The following is an 18,015-nucleotide window of genomic DNA, read 5'->3' on the forward strand; positions in this document are numbered from 1 at the left end:
TTTAGCGGGCTACGCGTAGCCCGTGTTCTACACCGCGGCTGAATACAACCTGCCATAGCTGAATATCACGCGCCCGGAAGGCCCCTGCACAGGCGTTCAGGTAATAGCTGAACATTCGTTTGAATCGTTCCGAATAGTTGTCAGAAATCTCAGACCATGAAGCCTGAAAACGAGCATGCCACGCCATTAACGTGGTGTCGTAGTCTGCGCCAAAGTTATGCCAGTCCTCCACAATAAAATGCGGTTCACTCGCATTAGCGATCTGGCGTACAGAAGGCAGGCAGCCATTCGGGAAAATGTATTTGTTGATCCACGGGTCGACATTATGGTCGGTCACTTTCGAGCCGATAGTGTGTAGCAAAAAAATACCGTCGGGTTTTAAGTTACGGTCAGCGACTGAAAAATAGGTTTTGTAATTTTTGGGCCCGACATGCTCAAACATCCCGACAGAAACAATGCGATCAAACTGGTCATTCAGCTCACGGTAATCCTGCAATAAAATCGTCACGTCAAGATCGCGACACCGTTCCTGTGCCATCTTCTGCTGTTCTGCTGAAATGGTCACACCAACGACGCTAACGCCGTAGTGTTGCGCCATATACTGTGCAAGACCGCCCCAGCCACAGCCGATATCGAGTACCCGCATGCCTGGCTGTAATTGCAGTTTTTCACAAATCAGGCGCAATTTTGCCTGTTGAGCTTCTTCCAGGGTCGTTGCGTCTTTCCAGTAACCGCATGAATATTGCATGAAGGGATCAAGCATGCGGCTAAAAAGGTCATTACCCAAATCGTAATGCTCTTTGCCGACGATCCATGCCCGTTTTTTACTTTGCAGATTGAACAGGCGGGCGGAGGCGACACGCAGTGTATCTTTCAGATGGTGGGGGAGTTGGTTCTCCAGCCCGGCACGTAAAACGCTACTAAAGAAAATATCCAGACGTTCACACTCCCACCAGCCATCCATATAGCTTTCACCGAGACCTAACGACCCCTCCTGCAATACGCGTTTAAAAAAATCGGGATGTTTTACCTGAGGGTCGGAGGCGGAAGACCCGTTAATCGTAATGCCCGCACGACCCAATAGTTCACTGACGATCCTGGACCAGTTGTCGTCCGGAATGCTGACTTCTTCTATGCACGATGAACTCATAGCTTCTCCATCACCTTGCTGTGATCAGAACCTTCAAACAGCGTAGACGCTTTTTCTGGTTTGTGAGAAATCTCACGGTATTACGCCCGCGAGGCTAGTATCCGACGTAGAACAGAGGAAGGGAGATAACCCTTGCCGAAAGGCCGTCCATGGTAAAACGGGAGCACTCCGGCTCCCGTTAACACATAATATTTATCGTATTTATATGAACCAAATTCAGTATAGGCCTCAAAAATGCGTCATTCAATAGAAAATTCTTAGCACCCTAATCACTGAAATGTAACATAATTCCTATCGCAACTATGCGTGGGAGGTCTCTGGCTGAGAATGACTATCCCGTTCATTCTGTGCAGACGACTGCATACGGTATCCGATAGCAGCCAGAACGACTGTAACAAGCATAACGCTGGTGGTGGTCAACAGCGGCGTGGCGATCAACGCAGAAACGACAAGACTTGCCAGGAAGCACAGGCCCAGTTGCAGAGTGTTCTGTAATGCGGCAGCGCTTCCCGTCGCTTGTGGGAATGGACGCAAGGCTTGCGCCACGACGATAGGATAAATTGCGCCATTTGCGATAGCCATTACGCAGAATGGGCTCAAAATTGCCGTCAGTGAAACGCCAGGGATAAAACCTACTGCCCAGGTACTTATGACGCTGAGTGCGAAAAGAGCCAATAGCCACGGTAGCATCTGCTGTCCTTGCCATTTTTGCAGCGCGGCGCGACACCCATATCCACCGACCAGGAAGGCGATCGTTTGTGGGACATAACTCAGGCCGATAGCCGCCGGACCGTAGCCCATCTCATGCAAAATAAACGGTGAACCAGTCAGCCACGCAAAAAAACTTGCTGAACAGGCAGCGTAAATCAGGACGTTACCGCGATATGCTTTGGTACGCAGTAAAGAGATAAACGTAATCGGTTTTGCATCCGGATGTGGTTTTTCCTTAGATGCAGGTTTCAGCGTTAAGGCAGGCAGCATCAGTATCAGGGTGATTGCAAACAACGTGGCGAAGATAGCCTGCCAGTCAAAATGCGCCAGGATCCAGCTTCCCAGCAAAGGTGCGAGGGCTGGAGAAAGCCCCACCAGTGGCATAATTGTGGCAAAGATACGATTGGTGCGTGACGCCGGATAGTGATCCGTTACCAGCGCTTGCCAGGTGACTGCTGCGGCACAGACACCGACCGCCTGAACGAAACGCAATACCAGCAACCAGGTGGCGTCACGTACCCACAACATCCCCAGACAACCCAAAGCAAAAATGGCTAACCCCAGTAACAGCACCGGTTTACGACCAAATCGGTCAGAGAGTGGTCCCCAAAGCAGTTGAGCAAACGCAAAGCCTGCAAGAAATAAACTCAGGCTGGCGCTAATGGCCGCGGCAGGTGTTTGTAAATCTTCCTGCATAGCAGCGAAAGCCGGTAAATACATATCGGTGGCCAAAAAACCCAGCACGCTTAAGCCGCCGAGCCACACTAAAAATCCTTTCCTGGGGTGCATTGTTTTTTTCTCCTGAGGAGGCAGGTGTACATTGGCGCTGAGTGTAGGGAGTGCAAAGCTGCTTGTGAAACGCTAATATTTGGCGAGTGCATTCAAATTTTTTGTAGGCAGAAAATGTGGTCAGATTATTCTTTGGAAGTGGTGGATGCTGTCGCCCGTAACGGCAGTTTCAGCGGTGCAGCTCAGGAGCTTCATCGGGTTCCATCAGCGATAAGCTATACGGTGCGTCAACTGGAGGAGTGGCTGGCAGTGCCGCTGTTTGAACGACGCCATCGCGATGTGGAGTTAACACCTGCAGGTGTATGGTTTTTGAAAGAAGGGCGTTCTGTTATCAAAAAAATGCAGATCACCCGTGAGCAGTGCCAGCAAATAGCGAACGGTTGGCGAGGGCATCTCTCCATTGCCGTCGACAATATCGTCAAACCCGAACGGACTCGGCAAATGATTGTCGATTTTTATCGCCATTTCTCTGATGTTGAGTTGCGGGTTTCACAGGAAGTATTCAACGGCGTCTGGGATGCTCTGGCGGATGGCAGGGTCGAAATGGCTATTGGCGCAACGCAGGCCATTCCTGTCGGGGGGCGCTATGCGTTTCGCGATATGGGAATGCTCAGCTGGACTTGTGTGGTGGCAAGTCACCACCCCCTGGCTGCAATGAAGGGGCCGCTGAGTGACGACACACTCCGTAACTGGCCTTCACTGGTGCGGGAAGATACGTCCCGTTCACTGCCGAAGCGTATTACCTGGTTGCTGGACAACCAAAGGCGTGTTGTTGCGCCTGACTGGGAATCCTCAGCAACATGTTTGTCGGCCGGGCTGTGTGTGGCGATGGTTCCCGTACACTTTGCGCGTCCAAAAATTGACAGCGGTGAGTGGGTTTCGCTGGAACTGGAGAACCCGTTCCCGGATGCAGCTTGTTGTCTTACCTGGCAGCAAAATGATATTTCGCCTGCGCTGGCCTGGCTACTGGAGTATCTGGGAGACAGTGAAACGATGAATAAAGAGTGGTTGAGGGAGCCGGATTAACCGGCTCCGAAAAGAGCATTAGCGACGATAGTCACGGAATGGGCCATCCGCAACAGAGCGACGCTCGATAAGCCGAGGGTGGACTTCAATTGTTTGCGATTCTTCGCGCTTGCTGACAATTCTGTCCATCAACATATTGAACGCTGTTTCACCAAGTGAATCTTTTGGCTGATGAATCGTGGTCAGTGCCGGTGTAAAGAAGCGAGCATTTCGCACATTGTCATACCCGATCACCGAAATATCCTGTGGTACGCGCAGACCAAGTTCATCGGCTGCACACAGTGCGCCCATCGCCATAATGTCGCCACCGCAGAATACAGCGGTTGGTCGGTGCGGCTGTGACACGATCTGCTGCATGGCGTGATAACCAGATTCAGGCTCAAAATCGCCCTGTACAATCCAGTTTTCCGGAACTGTGATCAGCGCTTCTTCCATCGCTTTCATAAATCCAGCCAGACGTCCCGCTCCAGTGTTGCGCTCCAGTGGACCCGGAATGACGCCAATATCGCGGTGGCCACGCTCAACCAGGTAGCGTCCCGCCATGTAACCACCTTCGAAGGCGTTATCATTCACTGAGTCGGTGAAATCAGCCCGGGTATCTCCCCAGTCCATCACAACCATAGGAATATGGCGATACTCTTCCAGCATGGAGAGCACGGACTCAGGGTATTCGGAACACATAACCAGCAGACCATCAACGCGCTTTTGCGCCATCATGGACAGGTAAGCGCGTTGTTTTTCAATGCTGTTCCATGCATTGCCCAGGATCAGCGTATAGCCTTTCTGGAAGCAATTTTTTTCTACTGCTTCAATAATCTCAGCAAAATAGGCTGCTTCACTACTGGTCGCCAGCAAACCAATGGATTTGGTGTGATTGACTTTCAGGCTGCGTGCAACGGCACTCGGCGAATAGTGTAGCTCTTTAATCGCTGCCCAGACCGCATTGCGTGTCTCTTCAGCAACAAAGCGCGTTTTGTTAATTACATGTGATACGGTTGTAGTGGAAACGTTTGCGCGTTTTGCCACGTCTTTTATTGTTGCCATTAAATGTCACTCCAGACCATATCCTAAGCTCCTGAAAAACTTGAAGGTAAACGTTTGCCTTCTCTCACCCTTATCACGCAATTATGAATCGCGACACGCCGGGAAAACGACACAGGACGTCAGGAGGGGGTCAATGGCCGGTACGCTAATAAATTTAGCGTGGAATTTTGTCTGATCTTGACCAAAAGGGGAAGAGCAAAAGTGGTTATCAGTTTAAATCCTGGAAGATTTTTGACGTAAACTGTGTAAAAATGAGCAAGCTCACTTTTCATGTGGGGATTAAAAGGGGAAAAATTGATGAGTACCGATCTTAAGTTTTCGTTAACGACCACCATTATTGTGCTGGGTTTGATTGTTGCCGCAGGTTTTACTGCCATTCTGCACTGATTTAAACGGGGGGAGAAACCTCTCCCTCCGAACCTTCCTCAATTGTTGCTTTTCCGCTAAATATCTTTTGCTGTTTTGCTAACTTTTCATTTTTTGTGATTGATGTCATGCTTTCCGCTTCTTTGTTCTGTGTCGAGAACCGACGCAGCATCCGGAGTTGACCCATGAAAATCAATTTTCCTCTGCTGGCCCTGGCGATTGGCGCCTTTGGGATTGGCACTACTGAGTTCTCCCCGATGGGGCTACTGCCGGTTATTGCCCGGGGTGTAGATGTTTCTATACCTGCGGCAGGCATGCTGATCAGTGCTTATGCCATTGGTGTAATGGTTGGCGCACCGTTAATGACGTTGCTGCTTTCGCATCGTGCTCGCCGTAATGCTCTGATTTTCCTGATGGCTATCTTTACGCTGGGAAATGTGCTTTCAGCCATTTCGCCGGATTACACCACGTTGATGCTGTCACGCATTCTGACGAGTCTTAACCATGGTGCATTCTTCGGCCTGGGCTCGGTTGTTGCTGCCAGTGTCGTGCCTAAACATAAACAGGCCAGCGCAGTGGCAACCATGTTTATGGGGCTGACGATCGCCAATATTGGTGGTGTGCCGGCGGCAACATGGCTGGGAGAGGTCATTGGCTGGCGGATGTCTTTCCTGGCAACGGCCGCGCTGGGTGTTGTGGCAATGGTCGCGCTCTTCTTCTCATTACCAAAAGGGAGCGCCGGCGAGCGTCCTGATGTCCGTAATGAACTGGCGGTATTGATGCGCCCTCAGGTGTTGTCGGCACTTCTGACCACCGTACTGGGTGCGGGGGCGATGTTTACGCTCTATACCTATATTTCGCCGGTACTGCACGACATTACCCATGCGACTCCCGTCTTTGTGACGGCTATGCTGGTGTTGATTGGCGTCGGATTTTCTCTGGGGAACTACCTGGGGGGAAAACTGGCCGATCGCTCCGTCAGTGGTACGCTGAAAGGGTTCTTAACCTTGCTGATTATCATTATGCTGGCGATCCCGTGGCTTGCGCGCAGTGAAGTCGGGGCTGCTGTCAGTATGGTTATCTGGGGCGCGGCAACGTTTGCGGTAGTCCCACCACTGCAAATGCGCGTCATGCGTGTGGCCAGCGAAGCACCGGGTCTGTCGTCTTCGGTAAATATCGGGGCGTTTAACCTGGGGAATGCTCTCGGGGCCGCCGCAGGTGGGGCGGTGATTTCAGGTGGCCTGGGCTACAGCTTTGTTCCTGTGATGGGGGCGATTATTGCTGCACTCGGGTTGTTGCTGGTGTTGATGTCAGGACGTAAACAACCTGAAACGGCTTGCGCCACAGATTAAATAAAAACGCAGAAGGGCGAACCCTTCTGCGTGTCTTTTATGCAGCGAAATTCTTCGCAACAAATTCCCAGTTAACCAGTGCCCAGAAATGCTCCAGGTAATTTGGACGGGCATTACGGTAATCGATGTAATATGCGTGTTCCCACACATCGACCGTCATCAGTGGTGTTGCTTTAGTGGTCAGTGGCGTGCCTGCGTTAGAGGTCGAAACGATAGCCAGCTTGCCATCAGCCTCTTTCACGAGCCAGGTCCAGCCAGAGCCAAAGTTTTTCACTGCGGCATCAGTAAACTTCGCTTTAAAATCTGCGAAGCTGCCAAATGTAGCATTAATAGCAGCAGCCAGTTCACCGGTAGGTTCTCCGCCCGCATTTGGAGCCAGGCAGTGCCAGTAAAACGTATGGTTCCACACCTGAGCCGCGTTATTGAACACGCCCCCTTCAGAACTGCGTACGATCTCTTCCAGCGTTTTGCCTTCGAAATCGGTGTCTTTGATCAGGTTATTCAGGTTGGTGACATACGTCTGGTGATGTTTGCCGTAATGGTATTCCAGGGTTTCCACAGAAATGTGTGGGGCCAGGGCGTCTTTTGCATACGGTAGTGCAGGTAATTCGAACGACATTGCTTCTCTCCTTATTATTTTGTTGCTGCCAATAACCATAAAGACAGCAGGGATAGAGTAGCAAATTGAAAGGGTATGCAAAAGAGGAACTTACCCTGCCACGGAGGTGGCAGGGCAGGGGTTAGCGGATGGTTTTTGGCGTCATCACACGGCGAGCGCCCACGTAGTGGCGTACCCAGTAATCTTCGCTCAGAGAGGTGATTTGAATGTCCTGGCCGCTACGTGGAGACTGGATGAATTTCCCGTTACCTACGTAAACGCCCACATGGTCGGCCATCCCACGCCCTTGGGTGCGGAAGAAGACCAGATCGCCGCTTTCGAGTTCGCCACGGTCGACAGGAGAGGCATCACGCAGGTGGTACATCTCGTTTGCAGTACGTGGGATACGGAATTTCACCAGGTCTTTGTAGGCGTAGTAGACAAGACCGCTGCAATCAAAACCGGTACGCGGTGATGTTCCGCCCCAGTGATAAGGCTTGCCAATTTGCCCCATCAGTTTATTCATGGCCGTTTTTTGTGCCTTTTGCACGCGTACCTTATGAACTTCAGCCACCTTCGTCACTTTGACGCATTTCGCTTTATGGCCTTTACGTGGCGTGCATTTTTCGGTCACAACCTTTGTCAGTACAGGAGTGGCTTTTCGGGTAGCGGAATGGGCAGTGCGAGTCGTTTTGGTTTTACTGGAGGCGGTATGCTTGGTTTGAGCGGTAGTTTTTTTCTTTTCGTTCTTACTGCTTGGTTTTTTCTTACGTTCTGTGGTTTTTGCCAGATGCGATTTTTGCACAGCAGAGTGCCGCGCCTGCTCGGAGGCGTTAGCCGCTGGCGTGAAAGCGAGTGTTGTAAACAGTAAAGCACAGAGCGTGATCGAGATTTTATTTATCCGCGCCACTGGGCAGTCCCCTGATAAATGCCGGTCATCAATAAGACCCGCGTATGATTTACAAAGCCCGTCGATTCTAATCTATAAAAACCCGAGAAGTTAATAGCATTTTTCAATCTAAAATCGTGTTTCGTTAGCAAGTGCAAAAAAATTCATCAATCTGTCGCACTATTGTTCACTCCCTAAGCAAAACCTTAGATTAAATAGGGTTAAGCTACATTTGGAATGCAACTTATACGCGTAACCGTTAAAATATATAGACGTGACAAAAATGTTATTTTCCGATGTCCGTCTGAACCGCTACAATGACAGACGAATGCCGTAACAGAAGTTAAAGGAAGCAAGACATGAGCACCACTATTGAAAAAATCCAGCACCAGATTGCTGAAAACCCGATTCTCCTGTACATGAAAGGTTCTCCAAAACTGCCAAGCTGCGGTTTCTCCGCGCAAGCGGTCCAGGCGTTGTCTGCCTGCGGCGAGCGTTTTGCTTACGTTGATATCCTGCAAAACCCGGATATTCGCGCTGAATTACCAAAATATGCAAACTGGCCGACGTTCCCGCAACTGTGGGTTGATGGTGAGCTGGTTGGTGGTTGCGACATCCTGATTGAAATGTATCAGCGTGGCGAACTGCAGCAGTTGATCAAAGAAACGGCAGCTAAGTACAAATCAGAAGAGCCTGATGCGGAATAAGTTTTTGCCCCAGTAAAAAAGCGACCATAGCGGTCGCTTTTTTTATGTCTGGTACAGATTACTCTTCGCTTTCGCCCATCGATAACGGCCAGCCGCCAAGACGCTTCCAGCGGTTCACAATCTCACAGAATAACTCTGCTGTACGTTCGGTATCGTACAATGCGGAGTGCGCCTGTGTACCGTCAAAATCGATCCCTGCGGTGATGCAGGCTTTCGATAGCACAGTCTGACCAAGTGCCAGGCCGCTCAGGGCCGCGGTATCAAAGGTAACAAACGGGTGGAAAGGGTTGCGTTTGAGGGATGCTCGCTCGGCAGCAGCCATCATAAAGCTGTGATCAAATGTGGCGTTGTGGGCCACCATAATTGCGCGACTGCAATCACTCTCTTTCATCCCTTTGCGTACCATTTTAAAAATGGCGTGCAGGGCGTCGTACTCGCTCACCGCACCGCGCAGGGGGTTATGCGGGTCAATACCGTTAAATGCCAGCGCTTCGGGTTGCAGGTTTGCACCTTCGAAGGGGTCAACATGGAAATGCAGCGTGGTGTCCGGTGAAATCCAGCCCTGTTCATCCATCTTCAGCGTGATGGCAGCAACTTCAAGCAGCGCATCGGTTTTAGCGTTGAATCCCGCAGTTTCAACATCAATAACAACAGGATAAAAACCACGAAAACGGTCGCGTAGACCGGCAAATTGAGCGTTATCGGACATCAGGGTCTCTTACAAGGGGAAAAAAGCAGAGCGCATTATGGCAAATTTTGAGGGGGGATGCAGTAAAACTAGGGGCGCATCGCGCGCCCGTGAGAATCAATTGCCCAGACCACGACCCGCATCTTTGGCTTCGATCAACTCGATTTTATAACCATCAGGATCTTCAACAAAAGCAATGACCGTCGTGCCGCCTTTTACCGGACCGGCTTCGCGCGTGACGTTGCCGCCGTTGCCACGAATACGTTCGCAGGCCTCTGCCGCATTATCGACTTCGAGGGCGATATGGCCGTAGGCCGTGCCCAGCTCGTATTGGTCTACACCCCAGTTATAGGTCAGCTCAATGACCGCTTCATCGCTTTCCGGGCCGTACCCGACGAATGCCAGCGAGTATTTATATTCCGGATTTTCACTGGTACGCAGCAGTTTCATGCCCAGTACGTTAGTGTAAAAATCGACAGAACGTTGTAAATCGCCAACGCGCAGCATGGTGTGAAGTAGGCGCATAATTTCCTCATTAACGAATGGATTATGTTTTTGAACAGAAACGATGTTTTAGTATAGCGGCGAAGTATCGCCGCTATCAATGAGGGGATTATAAAGAAGGGTAATCGGTGTAGCCTTCAGCCCCGCCGCCGTAGAAGCTTTCTGGACGCTGTGGATTCAGTTCCGCTTTACGTTCCAGTCGGGCGACCAGATCAGGGTTGGCAATATAATCGCGCCCAAAAGCAACCGCGTCGATCAGACCTTTGCTAATCAGATCTTCTGCTTTTTCTGGGGTATATGCGCCTGCACCAATAATCACACCGTGGAAACGTTCACGCACTTTCTGGCGGAATGCTTCGGTGTAAGGCTGACCACCGGCCCAGTCTGGCTCGGACATGTGCAGATAGGCAATACCACGTTTAGCCAGCTCTTCAATCAGATACAGCGCATCGGCTTCTTCGTTCGGACCGTTGTCAACGTTCTGGAAAGAACCAACTGGAGATACACGAATACCAATACGGTCCGGGCTCCACTCCTGACAGACGGCATCAACCACTTCCAGTACCAGGCGTGCACGGTTTTCCACACTACCGCCATACTGGTCGGTACGATGGTTGGAAGACGGAGACAGGAACTGGTGTAGCAGGTAGCCGTGAGCAGAATGCAGTTCAACCAGATCAAAACCCGCTTCGCGCGCGTTAGCTACGGCCTGACGGAAATCGTTCACAATGCCAGGGATCTCATCAAGCTCAAGTGCGCGCGGCATAGAGGTATCAACACGAATGGCATGTCCGTTTTCATCACGCAGAGAGGTACGCGTACCTGCGCTCAATGCGGAAGGAGCCACAGGAGCCTGACCACCAGGTTGAATGCTGTTATGTGAAATACGACCGGTATGCCACAGTTGAACCGCAATGCGACCCTCTTCAGCATGAACACCCGCTGTAATTTTCTTCCAGGCTGCCACTTGTTCCGGGCTGTGCAGGCCTGGTGCGCCAGCATATCCTTTTGCCTGGGCTGAAATTTGAGTTGCTTCTGAGATGATAAGACCAGAGCTGGCACGCTGACGGTAATATTCACCCATCAGTGGAGTTGGGATATCACCCGGTTCAATACTGCGCAGGCGTGTAAGAGGGGCCATGAATACGCGGTTTGGTGCGGTAACGGCTCCCACTTTCAGTGGGGTAAATAATTTTTCAGCTGACATAGAAACTCCTGAGTAGACCGGTCGACTAGTAATGAGGTAAATAAAAACGCCTGTCAAACGCCAGGCGTTGTAATACTGTTTTTCACATGAGCCAACGCGCTTTCGAGCGGCACGGCACTGCGAGAAATCTTGGCTTGCAGGTTTGCACCTAACCAAAGGGCATATAAAACCTGGGCCTGCGTTAACGGCTCGCCGGTGAAGGTGAGCGTTTTTTCACTGCGACCTTTTTCCAGCGCCTGAGCCAGCAGGGCGATAACCCCGCTTGCTCCTTTGTCCATTGCGGTGCGCATATCTTCTGAAAGATCGCACACTTCCGCAGAGAGTTTGACCGTCAGGCAACCGCTAATAATGCCCTGTTGGCAAAACTGTTTCAGCGTTTCCTGATAGTAGTTAAGAACACGATCCCGATAGTTACCTTCACCGCTCGTAAAGTGGGTGGCAAGTCGCTGGTGGTAGCTGGCATAGTGCCGCTCAAGCATGGCCACGCCAAACGCTTCTTTGGATCGAAAATAATGGTAAAACGATCCTTTAGGAACCTCAGCGGTTTTCAATAACTCGCTCAGACCCATTCCCGTAAACCCCCGGTGCATACACAGGCGCTCGCCGGTTTCCAGGAGGTGTTCACGGGTATCATGTTCTGTGTTTCTGCTCATGCCGCCACTCTAATAGACCGTTCGGTCTAATGCAAGCATCATTGTTGACGACAATGTGTCAGAAGATCCAGCTGTGGTTGATAAACGGTTGATTTTACATTCATCATCCCCAGGACTGTTGAGAACAGATTGTCCTGAGAAACAGCCTCTTTTGCGGCCTGGTCGCGCAAACATTGCTCATTAATCCCAAAGTTTTTTGTGTAGTCCGGGGACAGCCAAAACATGAAAGGAATGTGCGTCTGCTGCTCAGGGGCCAGCATATATGGCGTGCCGTGCAGATAAATCCCGCTTTCGCCCAATGATTCACCGTGATCCGAGAGGTAAACCAGGGCTGTGTTCATGGTTGACTGCCGTGCTTTCAGAGCGTCGATTGTTTTACTGACCACACTGTCGGTATAAAGAATGGTGTTGTCATAAGTGTTAATCAGTGCCTGGTGGTCGCAATCCTGAATTTCATTGGTATCGCAGGTTGGCGTAAATTGGCGGAAATTGTCCGGGTAGCGGTTGTAATACGCAGGTCCGTGGCTGCCCATCAGGTGAATCACGAGTACAGAATCTTGCTTCAGACCATCAAGAACATCATCCAGACGATAGAGGTTTACATCGTCAATACAGGATTTATCTTTGCAAAACTGCTCCAGCTTCCACTGAGTCATGTCGGTGTGCGGCACTCGGTCACAAGCCCCTTTGCATCCACCGTCGTTATCTCGCCACAGAATATTGACACCGGCATGGCCCAGTACGTCGAGCAAGCCTTCCTGATGGCGTGCAAGGTCTGCATCATATTTTTTACGGGTCATACCTGAGAACATGCAAGGTACAGAAACCGCGGTTTCCGTCCCACAGGAGGATGCCTGCGGGAAGTTGATCATGTTTTGTTTTTTCAGTTGCGGATTGGTTTCACGCTCATAACCATTTAGCGAATAGTTTGCCGCACGTGACGCTTCGCCAACGACCAGTATCAGAACGGTTTTCTTTTTCTGCCCGGAAATCAGTGGACCCTTGTGCGCATCTTCTCCAATGCGAACCAAAGATTGATCACCTGCAAACCAGCGTGCTTTGCTGTATTTCGCCATCGCACTGACATAGTTCGCTGGCGTGACCATTTTGACGATGCTTTTGTTATTACGAAACAGCGATGCGTAGTCCTTATAAAACACGGACGCGACGAGAATAATCACCAGTAGTGCGCCAAGAATAGACACGATACGCATCAGCAGAGCAACCCACCATTTCCCGGTGCGAATACGTACAAGTGCTAACACGACGGAAGGAATAATCCCCGCTATGGCAATCCATGTCAGTAGTTGGGGGGTGACTAACGCTGTGGCTTCCTGTGAATTTGTTTCGAAGACGTTGACCATCATATTCTGGTCAATAACGGCTCCATAGGTGTACATAAAATAGGTTGCAGCGGCGCAGCCAATAGTGAGCAGGATCAGCAGTGGCTTACGGATAAACGGGATATTCAGCAAGCTGAAGATAATCACCCAACCACAAAACAACACCAGCGGAATAGATGCTGCGAACAACATGTCATGAAACTGTGTTGGCGCAATAATAGCCCAGCTACGCTGGATAAAGAGCGCGTTGAGAAAGGTGAAAAGGAGTGCACAGCCCAGAGTGAATTTCGTGTCGTTACACTGTAACTTTTTAATCAACCACATCGAGATCATAACCATTCATTTTATTGATGCTGGCGAGTATAGAGAGGGAAGATTAGTGAAACCTTAATGCCACATTTCTGTGGTAAAGCCCTTGCACACGGGACGTTTAACGTCTTCACTGTAGGTGATGAATGGTGTGTGGAGGTGCGTGTGGCAGAGCAACTGGAGTTTTTCCCTGTCCAGAGCCCGTGCCGGGGTATTTGTCAGTCGGATGAGCGCGGATTCTGTCGGGGGTGTATGCGTACACGCGATGAGCGTTTTAACTGGCAAAATTTGAGCGACACACAAAAACAGGACGTTCTGCGTCTCTGTCGACAGCGCCTGCTGCGCAAATTACGCGCAAGCAAGACAGGTAATACCGAAGAACCCCAGCAACCTTCACTGTTTTAGCAGCGCAATTGCGTATACTCATAGCATCTATTCCTTGAGGAAATTGTTATGGTTCAGCGTATTGCCCTTGCACCCCAGGGCCCGGAATTCTCCCGCTTTGTGATGGGTTACTGGCGCCTGATGGACTGGAATATGTCCCCGCTTCAACTGGCGAGCTTTATTGAAGAGCACCTCGATTTAGGCATTACTACTGTCGACCATGCTGACATCTATGGCGGCTATCTGTGTGAAGCCGCATTTGGTGAAGCGTTAAAATTGGTTCCGGCGTTACGTAACCGGATGGAGATCGTCACAAAATGCGGTATCGCGACCACGGCCAAGCCTGAACACGCTCTGGGCCACTACATCACGACTCGCGATCACATTGTTCAGAGCGCTGAGCAATCTCTGGCCAATCTTGCGACCGATCATATCGATCTTTTGCTGATTCACCGTCCCGATCCATTGATGGATGCTGATGAAGTGGCAGAGGCGTTCCTGAACCTGCATCAGAGCGGTAAAGTTCGTCATTTTGGCGTATCAAACTTTACTCCGGCGCAGTTCACACTGCTCCAGTCTCGTCTGCCATTTACCCTGGCAACCAACCAGGTTGAGATCTCCCCGGTACACCAGCCGTTACTGCTGGATGGTACACTGGATCAACTGCAACAGTTACGTATACGGCCGATGGCATGGTCTTGCCTCGGTGGTGGGCGCTTGTTTAACGATGAGGCGTTCCAGCCATTGCGTGATGAATTGACCACGATTGCACGAGAACTGAATGCGGAAAGCATTGAGCAGGTAGTTTATGCGTGGATTATGCGTCTGCCATCGAAACCATTGCCAATTATCGGTTCTGGCAAAATTGAACGTGTTCGTGCGGCAATAGCGGCGGAAGAGCTGCAAATGACCCGTCAACAATGGTTCCGCATCCGTAAAGCGGCGCTGGGGTATGATGTTCCCTGATAACAAAACCCCCTGATTTCCATCAGGGGGTTTCCTCATGTTGTTCGGAAATGGTCCCAGGCGCAGGAGCCTGCTCAAGCTGAGAAAGAGAGCAATGTAAGCGCCAGATCAATGAGGCCAGGTCGCGTGCTGCAGGCGCAGGGTGGCGTCCCAGGGTTGTGCAAATTCGTTGTAACTCCTCCAGCGTCAGTGCCAGTGGTCGTTGCTGAACGCCCCGTTCACTCATCACGTCCCGCAGCAGCGCAATACAAACATCACGAACCTGCGACAACGGATCCGATCGTGTTTCCCAGGCGCGTAATTGCCACACCACATGTGAACAATTGAGCAAGACAACGCCCCAGCGCAGCAACCAGCGGCGGGAGAGAGAGTCCTGACTATTATTCAACTGGCTAACATGATGGTAAACCAGCGATTCATATTCACTCTCGCGAAGGTGGGGTTTACGGCTCAGTTGATCGACGAATCCTCTGCGCAACTCGCGAATATGGCGTCGACTCTTACGTGCGTCGGAGCCTGGTCGCAGAACGGCAAACGCCAGCCAGGCGAGGGCAACCCCCAGAATTTTTGCCAGGTTGTCGTTCAGGAAATCTGCAAAATCATAAACCGGTGGGTTTGTTACGGCGATAAATGACCCCATAAACACAATCAGTTGTCCCCATAAACCAGCCAGTTTCGGCATCTGTAACTTCAGCAGTTGCATGGTGGTGAGCAGAGGAAAGAGAAAAAGCAGAAATTGCCACAAGTCAGTGATTTGGACCATCAATCCGAACATGACCACAAAACTGAAGAGTGACAGGAGCGTCAGCGTACGCAGTAGTAGCGTCAGGGAATTAAAGGGAGAGGCGACCACGGAGTACAGTACGCAACTGATGGCGGCAAGTGTCAACGCTGCTGAACTTGCGTCCCACTGCGTTGCGATTCCCCATGTACCGACAAGCATGAGCGCACAAAAGGTACGAAAGCCGCTCCAGAGTGCTTCCATGTTATCTGTGTGTCTTGCTAGCGCTGGGCTTTGCGGGACCGCAAATTTCGTAATCGGTGTGGCATTTTCAATGGTATTTATCCAGCGACTGCTCTGCAAATAGAGCCGACAAAAATAGCGCAGCCTCTGCCAGAACGCGCGATGCCGGTAATCATACTCATCCACAGGGGCCAGTGGAGCAATAATGCGTGCAACGGTGTAAAAGTCGGTCTGCGGGCGGGCTAGGGTATTGAGCAGGGTTTCAATGACGTCACGGGTATTTTCAGGTGGATTAGGCCAGTTGAGCAACATTCGGCGCAGACTGGAGATCGCACTGGTCATCCGCAACTGTTGGTGCAAAACATAGTTGAGCAGCGCATTTTGGCGGCGAAAGCGGTAGTGGCTCCAGAACGCCTGGATCCGCAGAAGATTCATGGTCAGGATTTGACCGATGACTTTTTCATGAGCAAGGCGGATCTCGTCGTTGGTTTCGGGCTGCCAGAGAAGACTGGCATGCTCAAGCAAACGGGCATGCATTGTTTTCAATGCAATGATGAGTGCTGTGCCATCGGACGTGCTGGGCAAGATCATCATCATTACGCCGCCGCACAAAATGCCGACAATGACTTCGCAAACACGGGCCTGTGCGATATCCCACAGTTCAGTTGTGTCCAGAACATTGATCATCGGAAAAGCGATAATGGCCGCAGTATAGCCAGCCAGTTGAAACGCGTAAGCGACATTATTGGTAAAATGCGCGCAGGCCCAGGTACAAAAACCTAGCCAGCTCGCCATGCTGAGTAAAAACAGCCAGGGATCGTTGAGGGTATGACCTGCAATGATGAGCGCTGCAGTTGCGCCTAATAAGCTACCGACAACGCGCCCCAGGCTTTTGCTAATAACACCTCCAACGGTTGGGAAACTCACCACTGCCGCAGAAGTCATCGCCCAGTAAGGTTCATCCAGATTGAGATAATAAGCGATGGTAAGGGCAAGGCACATTGCAATGCCGTTTCGAAGCGCATACCGCCATTGTGGGCGCGTCGCTTTAATCCAGGGGGTATTACGCCAGGAAAAAGCCTGCAAATTCATCTGCGTGTTCCAATTGACACAGTGCAGGTTGTACCTGACACCAGTGTAATGTCCTGCGGTATGTTATCGAATTCCACCCGAACCGGGACACGTTGAGCAAGGCGCACCCAGGGAACATTGGGTTTGATATCCGGAACCAAACCGGAATCTGTCTCTACGCTTTGATCGTAAATGGCACGTCCAATGCTTGAAACGTGACCCTGTAACGTCTGCGAGCCGCTGTAAAGTGTGATCTGAGCGGGTGCTCCGTTCCGAATATGGCGTAATTTTGTCTCTTCAAAATAACCGACAACATAAAAAGAGTGGCTATCAATCAGCGCAAAAACGGGTTGACCGGTCGTTGCGTAATTACCGACGCGTGTAGATAAGTTTGTCACCCACCCATCCACAGGGGCTTTAACGACAGTTTGGGTCAGTTGCCATTCAGCCTGTTTAAGGGAAGCCTCAGCCACATCTACACTGGCCTGCATAGCCTTGACATTGATATTGGCGGTATCTAAGTCTTCTGCAGAAATGTAATTTTGCGATAAATGGCGGCGGCGGTTGGCTTCATTATTGGCTTTGGCCAGGTCGGATTGTGCCTTTGCAAGTTGCGCCTGAGCATTAAGGATCGCGATATGGTACGGCGTTTCATCGATGCGGAATAACACATCGCCCGCTTTTACGAACTGGTTATCTTTAATAAGAAGTGTCGTGATACTGCCTGAAACCTGAGGGGTAATGCTGACCTGCTCGGCGCGGATTTTTCCATCTCTCGTCCAGGGTGATTGCATATAAAAGTTCCACAGCCACCAACCGGCGAGGAGTGCCAAAGCGAGCACAAAAAGAGTGGAAAAGTATTTAAGCGTTTTCAGGGTCATAATCACCACACAATCAATACGGCAAGGCCAAGACACACGGACAGGGCAAACAGGGAAAGATCCATTAGCATGGGATGCCAGATTTCACCGGAATACATCCAGTCACGCAGTAGACGATGTGCAACAAGCCAAATCAAAAATCCCAGCAGGGCGGCTTTAAACAGGGGAGGAAAGTATACGGATGCGCCGACGATCAGATCTTGAAGAGGTAACCCTGCGGAGCGATAAGAGAACGTCACGAGCAGAAATCCTTTGCAGAGGAGAGAATGCCACGATGGCCTGTCTTAAAATAATGAAGCATCAGCATTCAGTGTAAATCATACTTTCGACATGGATGAATGTAGTATTGCATTTGTTTTGGCAATATAAATGCTGCACACTATTCTAAAATCAGTATAATAACTTAGCAAGCT

The 18,015-nt window shown here is 50.6% G+C and carries 20 protein-coding genes; 6 read left to right on the plus strand and 14 right to left on the minus strand.

Going from position 1 to position 18,015, the window contains the following annotated elements; genetic code table 11:
• Position 1: 1 nt before the first annotated feature.
• On the minus strand, positions 2–1,150 hold the full coding sequence (gene cfa, locus HV346_RS09760) for a cyclopropane fatty acyl phospholipid synthase (protein ID WP_181623285.1): 1,149 nt from the start codon (positions 1,148–1,150) through the stop codon (positions 2–4).
• Between the two features lie 300 nt (positions 1,151–1,450).
• Positions 1,451–2,650 carry a purine nucleoside transporter PunC gene (gene punC / locus HV346_RS09765; RefSeq protein ID WP_181623286.1) on the minus strand — a complete coding sequence of 400 codons (1,200 nt, stop codon included), beginning with the start codon at positions 2,648–2,650 and terminating at the stop codon, positions 1,451–1,453.
• A 114-nt stretch (positions 2,651–2,764) separates the two neighbouring features.
• Between punC and punR the strand changes: the two genes are divergently transcribed.
• The gene (punR, locus tag HV346_RS09770) at positions 2,765–3,676 is read left to right on the plus strand and encodes a DNA-binding transcriptional activator PunR (protein ID WP_181623287.1); all 912 of its coding nucleotides are present in this window, start codon (positions 2,765–2,767) and stop codon (positions 3,674–3,676) included.
• A gap of 18 nt (positions 3,677–3,694) precedes the next feature.
• Here the strand turns inward: punR and purR are convergent, their stop codons facing one another.
• Entirely contained in the window at positions 3,695–4,720 is a 1,026-nt protein-coding gene (purR, locus tag HV346_RS09775; protein ID WP_181623288.1) for an HTH-type transcriptional repressor PurR, read from the minus strand.
• Positions 4,721–5,017: 297 nt separating this feature from the next.
• Between purR and HV346_RS09780 the strand changes: the two genes are divergently transcribed.
• Positions 5,018–5,107, plus strand: a complete 90-nt coding sequence (locus HV346_RS09780) for a YnhF family membrane protein (protein ID WP_181623289.1) — start codon at positions 5,018–5,020, stop codon at positions 5,105–5,107.
• Position 5,108: 1 nt separating this feature from the next.
• Here the strand turns inward: HV346_RS09780 and HV346_RS09785 are convergent, their stop codons facing one another.
• Positions 5,109–5,273: a hypothetical protein gene (locus HV346_RS09785; RefSeq protein ID WP_181623290.1), complete on the minus strand. Its 165-nt coding sequence runs from the start codon at positions 5,271–5,273 to the stop codon at positions 5,109–5,111.
• Between HV346_RS09785 and HV346_RS09790 the strand changes: the two genes are divergently transcribed.
• Positions 5,272–6,438: an MFS transporter gene (locus tag HV346_RS09790; RefSeq protein ID WP_181623291.1), complete on the plus strand. Its 1,167-nt coding sequence runs from the start codon at positions 5,272–5,274 to the stop codon at positions 6,436–6,438. The genes HV346_RS09785 and HV346_RS09790 overlap by 2 nt on opposite strands.
• A 37-nt stretch (positions 6,439–6,475) precedes the next feature.
• On the opposite strand, the gene sodB is transcribed toward HV346_RS09790, so the two are convergent.
• The gene (gene sodB / locus HV346_RS09795) at positions 6,476–7,057 is read right to left on the minus strand and encodes a superoxide dismutase [Fe] (RefSeq protein WP_181623292.1); all 582 of its coding nucleotides are present in this window, start codon (positions 7,055–7,057) and stop codon (positions 6,476–6,478) included.
• Between the two features lie 121 nt (positions 7,058–7,178).
• On the minus strand, positions 7,179–7,946 hold the full coding sequence (locus HV346_RS09800; protein ID WP_181623293.1) for a C40 family peptidase: 768 nt from the start codon (positions 7,944–7,946) through the stop codon (positions 7,179–7,181).
• Between the two features lie 338 nt (positions 7,947–8,284).
• Here HV346_RS09800 and grxD point away from each other — a divergent pair, with 338 nt between their 5' ends.
• Positions 8,285–8,632: a monothiol glutaredoxin 4 gene (gene grxD, locus HV346_RS09805; protein ID WP_181623294.1), complete on the plus strand. Its 348-nt coding sequence runs from the start codon at positions 8,285–8,287 to the stop codon at positions 8,630–8,632.
• 58 nt (positions 8,633–8,690) lie between these two features.
• Here the strand turns inward: grxD and rnt are convergent, their stop codons facing one another.
• The 5 genes from rnt to eptA all read right to left on the minus strand — a co-directional run bounded on the left by rnt (position 8,691) and on the right by eptA (position 13,351).
• On the minus strand, positions 8,691–9,341 hold the full coding sequence (gene rnt, locus HV346_RS09810; protein WP_181623295.1) for a ribonuclease T: 651 nt from the start codon (positions 9,339–9,341) through the stop codon (positions 8,691–8,693).
• A 96-nt stretch (positions 9,342–9,437) separates the two neighbouring features.
• On the minus strand, positions 9,438–9,845 hold the full coding sequence (gene gloA, locus HV346_RS09815; protein ID WP_181623296.1) for a lactoylglutathione lyase: 408 nt from the start codon (positions 9,843–9,845) through the stop codon (positions 9,438–9,440).
• Positions 9,846–9,933: 88 nt separating this feature from the next.
• Entirely contained in the window at positions 9,934–11,031 is a 1,098-nt protein-coding gene (locus tag HV346_RS09820; RefSeq protein WP_181623297.1) for an alkene reductase, read from the minus strand.
• A 53-nt stretch (positions 11,032–11,084) separates the two neighbouring features.
• Positions 11,085–11,684, minus strand: coding sequence for a TetR/AcrR family transcriptional regulator (locus tag HV346_RS09825; RefSeq protein ID WP_181623298.1), 600 nt, complete (start codon positions 11,682–11,684; stop codon positions 11,085–11,087).
• Between the two features lie 38 nt (positions 11,685–11,722).
• The gene (gene eptA, locus HV346_RS09830) at positions 11,723–13,351 is read right to left on the minus strand and encodes a phosphoethanolamine transferase EptA (protein ID WP_181623299.1); all 1,629 of its coding nucleotides are present in this window, start codon (positions 13,349–13,351) and stop codon (positions 11,723–11,725) included.
• Between the two features lie 150 nt (positions 13,352–13,501).
• Here eptA and HV346_RS09835 point away from each other — a divergent pair, with 150 nt between their 5' ends.
• Together HV346_RS09835 and HV346_RS09840 are read left to right on the plus strand one after the other, a co-directional pair.
• Positions 13,502–13,741 (plus strand): DUF1289 domain-containing protein, encoded by a 240-nt coding sequence (locus HV346_RS09835; protein ID WP_181623742.1) that lies wholly within the window; start codon positions 13,502–13,504, stop codon positions 13,739–13,741.
• 48 nt (positions 13,742–13,789) lie between these two features.
• The gene (locus HV346_RS09840; protein WP_181623300.1) at positions 13,790–14,686 is read left to right on the plus strand and encodes an aldo/keto reductase family oxidoreductase; all 897 of its coding nucleotides are present in this window, start codon (positions 13,790–13,792) and stop codon (positions 14,684–14,686) included.
• Positions 14,687–14,708: 22 nt separating this feature from the next.
• Here the strand turns inward: HV346_RS09840 and HV346_RS09845 are convergent, their stop codons facing one another.
• The 3 genes from HV346_RS09845 to HV346_RS09855 are packed head-to-tail and all read right to left on the minus strand — an operon-like array spanning position 14,709 to position 17,841.
• Positions 14,709–16,742, minus strand: a complete 2,034-nt coding sequence (locus HV346_RS09845) for an FUSC family protein (RefSeq protein WP_181623301.1) — start codon at positions 16,740–16,742, stop codon at positions 14,709–14,711.
• Positions 16,739–17,602 (minus strand): HlyD family secretion protein, encoded by an 864-nt coding sequence (locus tag HV346_RS09850; RefSeq protein ID WP_181623302.1) that lies wholly within the window; start codon positions 17,600–17,602, stop codon positions 16,739–16,741. The genes HV346_RS09845 and HV346_RS09850 overlap by 4 nt, the downstream gene beginning before the upstream one ends.
• A 2-nt stretch (positions 17,603–17,604) precedes the next feature.
• Entirely contained in the window at positions 17,605–17,841 is a 237-nt protein-coding gene (locus HV346_RS09855) for a DUF1656 domain-containing protein (RefSeq protein WP_181623303.1), read from the minus strand.
• Positions 17,842–18,015 lie beyond the last annotated feature (174 nt).

It is taken from the genome of Enterobacter sp. RHBSTW-00994, assembly GCF_013782625.1.
Taxonomy (GTDB): domain Bacteria; phylum Pseudomonadota; class Gammaproteobacteria; order Enterobacterales; family Enterobacteriaceae; genus Enterobacter.

Coding starts and splice junctions, on each gene's coding strand:
- cfa (WP_181623285.1), bottom strand. CDS start 1,150: ATGAGTTCATCGTGCATAGAAGAAGTCAGCATTCCGGACGACAACTGG.
- punC (WP_181623286.1), bottom strand. CDS start 2,650: ATGCACCCCAGGAAAGGATTTTTAGTGTGGCTCGGCGGCTTAAGCGTG.
- punR (WP_181623287.1), top strand. CDS start 2,765: ATGTGGTCAGATTATTCTTTGGAAGTGGTGGATGCTGTCGCCCGTAAC.
- purR (WP_181623288.1), bottom strand. CDS start 4,720: ATGGCAACAATAAAAGACGTGGCAAAACGCGCAAACGTTTCCACTACA.
- HV346_RS09780 (WP_181623289.1), top strand. CDS start 5,018: ATGAGTACCGATCTTAAGTTTTCGTTAACGACCACCATTATTGTGCTG.
- HV346_RS09790 (WP_181623291.1), top strand. CDS start 5,272: ATGAAAATCAATTTTCCTCTGCTGGCCCTGGCGATTGGCGCCTTTGGG.
- HV346_RS09785 (WP_181623290.1), bottom strand. CDS start 5,273: ATGGGTCAACTCCGGATGCTGCGTCGGTTCTCGACACAGAACAAAGAA.
- sodB (WP_181623292.1), bottom strand. CDS start 7,057: ATGTCGTTCGAATTACCTGCACTACCGTATGCAAAAGACGCCCTGGCC.
- grxD (WP_181623294.1), top strand. CDS start 8,285: ATGAGCACCACTATTGAAAAAATCCAGCACCAGATTGCTGAAAACCCG.
- rnt (WP_181623295.1), bottom strand. CDS start 9,341: ATGTCCGATAACGCTCAATTTGCCGGTCTACGCGACCGTTTTCGTGGT.
- gloA (WP_181623296.1), bottom strand. CDS start 9,845: ATGCGCCTACTTCACACCATGCTGCGCGTTGGCGATTTACAACGTTCT.
- HV346_RS09820 (WP_181623297.1), bottom strand. CDS start 11,031: ATGTCAGCTGAAAAATTATTTACCCCACTGAAAGTGGGAGCCGTTACC.
- HV346_RS09825 (WP_181623298.1), bottom strand. CDS start 11,684: ATGAGCAGAAACACAGAACATGATACCCGTGAACACCTCCTGGAAACC.
- eptA (WP_181623299.1), bottom strand. CDS start 13,351: ATGTGGTTGATTAAAAAGTTACAGTGTAACGACACGAAATTCACTCTG.
- HV346_RS09840 (WP_181623300.1), top strand. CDS start 13,790: ATGGTTCAGCGTATTGCCCTTGCACCCCAGGGCCCGGAATTCTCCCGC.
- HV346_RS09845 (WP_181623301.1), bottom strand. CDS start 16,742: ATGAATTTGCAGGCTTTTTCCTGGCGTAATACCCCCTGGATTAAAGCG.
- HV346_RS09850 (WP_181623302.1), bottom strand. CDS start 17,602: ATGACCCTGAAAACGCTTAAATACTTTTCCACTCTTTTTGTGCTCGCT.